The 5,729-nt window shown below is 55.5% G+C and carries 3 rRNA genes; all 3 read left to right on the forward strand.

What is annotated here, in order from left to right:
* The first annotated feature begins 179 nt into the window (after positions 1-179).
* Positions 180-1,701 (forward strand): 16S ribosomal RNA (locus AB0305_RS22415).
* 561 nt (positions 1,702-2,262) lie between these two features.
* Positions 2,263-5,387: ribosomal RNA gene (locus AB0305_RS22420) — 23S ribosomal RNA — on the forward strand.
* Between the two features lie 226 nt (positions 5,388-5,613).
* Positions 5,614-5,729 (forward strand): 5S ribosomal RNA (gene rrf, locus AB0305_RS22425); the annotation flags it as partial.

The following is a 5,729-nucleotide window of genomic DNA, read 5'->3' on the forward strand; positions in this document are numbered from 1 at the left end:
TCTGTTGTTTGAGAACTCAATAGTGTGCCAAGTTTGTTGATACCGATTGTTTTATTGATTGGTTGAAATTGCCGAATCGTGCCGCCCCTGTGGTGTGGTTTGGTGTTTTAGCTGGTTTCAAATTTTGTGCAGCCTTCGTATCCCGTTTTCCCGGGGTTGTTGGTTGTGTCTGTTTGTTTTCAACGGAGAGTTTGATCCTGGCTCAGGATGAACGCTGGCGGCGTGCTTAACACATGCAAGTCGAACGATGAAGCCAGCTTGCTGGTGGATTAGTGGCGAACGGGTGAGTAACACGTGAGTAACCTGCCCTTAACTCTGGGATAAGCCTGGGAAACTGGGTCTAATACCGGATATGACTCCTCATCGCATGGTGGGGGGTGGAAAGCTTTTGTGGTTTTGGATGGACTCGCGGCCTATCAGCTTGTTGGTGAGGTAATGGCTCACCAAGGCGACGACGGGTAGCCGGCCTGAGAGGGTGACCGGCCACACTGGGACTGAGACACGGCCCAGACTCCTACGGGAGGCAGCAGTGGGGAATATTGCACAATGGGCGGAAGCCTGATGCAGCGACGCCGCGTGAGGGATGACGGCCTTCGGGTTGTAAACCTCTTTCAGTAGGGAAGAAGCGAAAGTGACGGTACCTGCAGAAGAAGCGCCGGCTAACTACGTGCCAGCAGCCGCGGTAATACGTAGGGCGCAAGCGTTATCCGGAATTATTGGGCGTAAAGAGCTCGTAGGCGGTTTGTCGCGTCTGCCGTGAAAGTCCGGGGCTCAACTCCGGATCTGCGGTGGGTACGGGCAGACTAGAGTGATGTAGGGGAGACTGGAATTCCTGGTGTAGCGGTGAAATGCGCAGATATCAGGAGGAACACCGATGGCGAAGGCAGGTCTCTGGGCATTAACTGACGCTGAGGAGCGAAAGCATGGGGAGCGAACAGGATTAGATACCCTGGTAGTCCATGCCGTAAACGTTGGGCACTAGGTGTGGGGGACATTCCACGTTTTCCGCGCCGTAGCTAACGCATTAAGTGCCCCGCCTGGGGAGTACGGCCGCAAGGCTAAAACTCAAAGGAATTGACGGGGGCCCGCACAAGCGGCGGAGCATGCGGATTAATTCGATGCAACGCGAAGAACCTTACCAAGGCTTGACATGAACCGGTAAGACCTGGAAACAGGTCCCCCACTTGTGGCCGGTTTACAGGTGGTGCATGGTTGTCGTCAGCTCGTGTCGTGAGATGTTGGGTTAAGTCCCGCAACGAGCGCAACCCTCGTTCCATGTTGCCAGCGCGTTATGGCGGGGACTCATGGGAGACTGCCGGGGTCAACTCGGAGGAAGGTGGGGACGACGTCAAATCATCATGCCCCTTATGTCTTGGGCTTCACGCATGCTACAATGGCCGGTACAAAGGGTTGCGATACTGTGAGGTGGAGCTAATCCCAAAAAGCCGGTCTCAGTTCGGATTGGGGTCTGCAACTCGACCCCATGAAGTCGGAGTCGCTAGTAATCGCAGATCAGCAACGCTGCGGTGAATACGTTCCCGGGCCTTGTACACACCGCCCGTCAAGTCACGAAAGTTGGTAACACCCGAAGCCGGTGGCCTAACCCCTTGTGGGAGGGAGCTGTCGAAGGTGGGACTGGCGATTGGGACTAAGTCGTAACAAGGTAGCCGTACCGGAAGGTGCGGCTGGATCACCTCCTTTCTAAGGAGCGCCTACAACAACCCCGCCAAGCCACAGTGTTTGTGTGGTGGTGTTGTCAGGAGTAGGCCCGTTGCGCAGACGATTGTTCTGCGGCGGGTGCTCATGGGTGGAATATCAATGAATAGGTGCCTGTCGGGTTTTTCACCGGTGGTTAGTACGGATCCTCTCTTGAGGGGGTCCTGGAACGCTGTGGTGGGGGTTCTGGTGGGTAGTGTTTGGCACACTGTTGGGTCCTGAGACAACAGGACCATGGTTCGTGTCTGTCCCTTTTTTGTGGGGGGTGGGTGCGGGGTGTGGGTTTTGTGTGTTTCTGGTTTCCTGGCTGCGACGCCCTGGACGCTGTTGACCTTCTTGCTGTTGGCAAGGGGTTGGTGTGTGGGGTGTGTGGTACGGGGTTGTTGTTTGAGAACTACATAGTGGACGCGAGCATCTTTTATAAGAAGCAATTTCCAAGAATATGAACCTGGATCTGGCTGCGCTCGATGGTACTGCCTTTGGGTGGTGTTGTTGTGGTGTGGTTGGTTTCTGTGGTTCTCTCGAAATTACTCCTTGATCTTTTGTGGTCAAGTTTTTAAGAGCACACGGTGGATGCCTTGGCATTAGGAGCCGAAGAAGGACGTAGGAATCTGCGATAAGCCTGGGGGAGTCGATAACCGGACTGTGATCCCAGGGTGTCCGAATGGGGAAACCCCGCCAGGGGCGCGAGTTGCCTGGTGACCCGCATCTGAACACATAGGGTGCGTGGAGGGAACGCGGGGAAGTGAAACATCTCAGTACCCGCAGGAAGAGAAAACAATAGTGATTCCGTTAGTAGTGGCGAGCGAACGCGGATCAGGCTAAACCGTTCCATGTGTGATAGCCGGCGGGCGTTGCATGGTCGGGGTTGTGGGACTTTCCGTTCTGTCTCTGCCGGGACAGTGGGGTGAGAGCGTGGGCATAGGTGAACGGTCTTGAAAGGCCGGCCAGAGAGGGTGTGAGCCCCGTAACCGAAATGTTTGCACGCCGCCTGGAGAGTATCCCAAGTAGCACGGGGCCCGAGAAATCCCGTGCGAATCTGTCAGGACCACCTGATAAGCCTAAATACTCCCTAATGACCGATAGCGGACCAGTACCGTGAGGGAAAGGTGAAAAGTACCCCGGGAGGGGAGTGAAACAGTACCTGAAACCGTGTGCTTACAATCCGTCGGAGCAGCCTTGTAGTTGTGACGGCGTGCCTTTTGAAGAATGAGCCTGCGAGTTAGTGTTACGTCGCGAGGTTAACCCGTGTGGGGAAGCCGTAGCGAAAGCGAGTCTGAATAGGGCGTTGCAGTGGCGTGATCTAGACCCGAAGCGAAGTGATCTACCCATGGCCAGGTTGAAGCGACGGTAAGACGTCGTGGAGGACCGAACCCACTTCAGTTGAAAATGGAGGGGATGAGCTGTGGGTAGGGGTGAAAGGCCAATCAAACTTCGTGATAGCTGGTTCTCCCCGAAATGCATTTAGGTGCAGCGTTGCGTGTTTCTTATCGGAGGTAGAGCTACTGGATGGCTAATGGGCCCTACAAGGTTACTGACGTCAGCCAAACTCCGAATGCCGGTAAGTGAGAGCGCAGCAGTGAGACTGTGGGGGATAAGCTTCATAGTCGAGAGGGAAACAGCCCAGACCACCAACTAAGGCCCCTAAGCGTGTGCTAAGTGGGAAAGGATGTGGAGTTGCGAAGACAACCAGGAGGTTGGCTTAGAAGCAGCCATCCTTAAAAGAGTGCGTAATAGCTCACTGGTCAAGTGATTCCGCGCCGACAATGTAGCGGGGCTCAAGTACACCGCCGAAGTTGTGGCATTCAGATTTTTGCTAAGCCCTTGTGGTTCAGGCGTCTGGATGGGTAGGGGAGCGTCGTGTGGGCAGTGAAGTCGCGGTGTAAACCAGCGGTGGAGCCTACACGAGTGAGAATGCAGGCATGAGTAGCGAAAGACGGGTGAGAAACCCGTCCGCCGAATGATCAAGGGTTCCAGGGTCAAGCTAATCTGCCCTGGGTAAGTCGGGACCTAAGGCGAGGCCGACAGGCGTAGTCGATGGACAACGGGTTGATATTCCCGTACCGGCGAAAAACCGCCCATGTTGAACAGGGGATACTAACCGCCCGAGACCTGCCCGACACCCCTTGTGGGTGAAGGGTTTTGGTGGAGCGCGGGACCGAAACCTGGGAGGCAAGCGTATTAACAGGTGTGACGCAGGAAGGTAGCCGGGCCGGGCGATGGTTGCCCCGGTCTAAGGATGTAGGGCGAACGGTAGGCAAATCCGCTGTTCATGATGCCTGAGACCCGATGGGACCCCCGTATGGGGGGATCCGGTGATCCTATGCTGCCGAGAAAAGCATCGACGCGAGGTTTTAGCCGCCCGTACCCCAAACCGACACAGGTGATCAGGTAGAGAATACTAAGGCGATCGAGAGAATTATGGTTAAGGAACTCGGCAAAATGCCCCCGTAACTTCGGGAGAAGGGGGGCCCCTATCGTGATGGACACTAGCTGTCCGGAGCGTGGCGGGGCCGCAGAGACCAGGGGGAAGCGACTGTTTACTAAAAACACAGGTCCGTGCGAAGTCGCAAGACGATGTATACGGACTGACTCCTGCCCGGTGCTGGAAGGTTAAGAGGACCGGTTAGCCGCAAGGCGAAGCTGAGAATTTAAGCCCCAGTAAACGGCGGTGGTAACTATAACCATCCTAAGGTAGCGAAATTCCTTGTCGGGTAAGTTCCGACCTGCACGAATGGAGTAACGACTTCCCCGCTGTCTCAACCATAAACTCGGCGAAATTGCAGTACGAGTAAAGATGCTCGTTACGCGCAGCAGGACGGAAAGACCCCGAGACCTTTACTATAGTTTGGTATTGGTGTTCGGAGTGGCTTGTGTAGGATAGGTGGGAGACGTTGAAGCCCGGACGCCAGTTCGGGTGGAGTCATCGTTGAAATACCACTCTGGTCACTTTGGACATCTAACTTCGGCCCGTAATCCGGGTCAGGGACAGTGCCTGATGGGTAGTTTAACTGGGGCGGTTGCCTCCTAAAAAGTAACGGAGGCGCCCAAAGGTTCCCTCAGCCTGGTTGGCAATCAGGTGTCGAGTGTAAGTGCACAAGGGAGCTTGACTGTGAGAGAGACATCTCGAGCAGGGACGAAAGTCGGGACTAGTGATCCGGCGGTACATTGTGGAATGGCCGTCGCTCAACGGATAAAAGGTACCTCGGGGATAACAGGCTGATCTTGCCCAAGAGTCCATATCGACGGCATGGTTTGGCACCTCGATGTCGGCTCGTCGCATCCTGGGGCTGGAGTAGGTCCCAAGGGTTGGGCTGTTCGCCCATTAAAGCGGTACGCGAGCTGGGTTTAGAACGTCGTGAGACAGTTCGGTCCCTATCCGCTGCGCGCGCAGGAAATTTGAGAAGGGCTGTCCTTAGTACGAGAGGACCGGGACGGACGAACCTCTGGTGTGTCAGTTGTACTGCCAAGTGCACCGCTGATTAGCTACGTTCGGATGGGATAACCGCTGAAAGCATCTAAGCGGGAAGCTCGCTTCAAGATGAGATTTCCATACACCTTGTGTGTGAGAGGCCCCCAGCCAGACCACTGGGTTGATAGGCCGGATGTGGAAGCGAGGACTAAAGACTCGTGAAGCTGACCGGTACTAATAGGCCGATAACTTACACCACACACCACCCCCACGGGGGTGGGTATGAAGAACAAGACTGCTTGCGTCCACTATGTGGTTCCCAACCAACAAACCCACCACGGGTCACGTTGTGTTGCACGGAACCAAACCATAATTGAATACAACACCACACTGCCCTAAAAAGCAGAGTTGTAACCAAAGACTTCCCACCCCAGGAAAAGCCACCCCACCACGGGCGGCACGACCAGGGGAGCGGGTAACAGGGTTACGGCGGTCATAGCGTGGGGGAAACGCCCGGTCCCATTCCGAACCCGGAAGCTAAGACCCACAGCGCCGATGGTACTGCACCCGGGAGGGTGTGGGAGAGTAGGTCACCGCCGGA

It is taken from the genome of Arthrobacter sp. NPDC080086, from assembly GCF_040702285.1.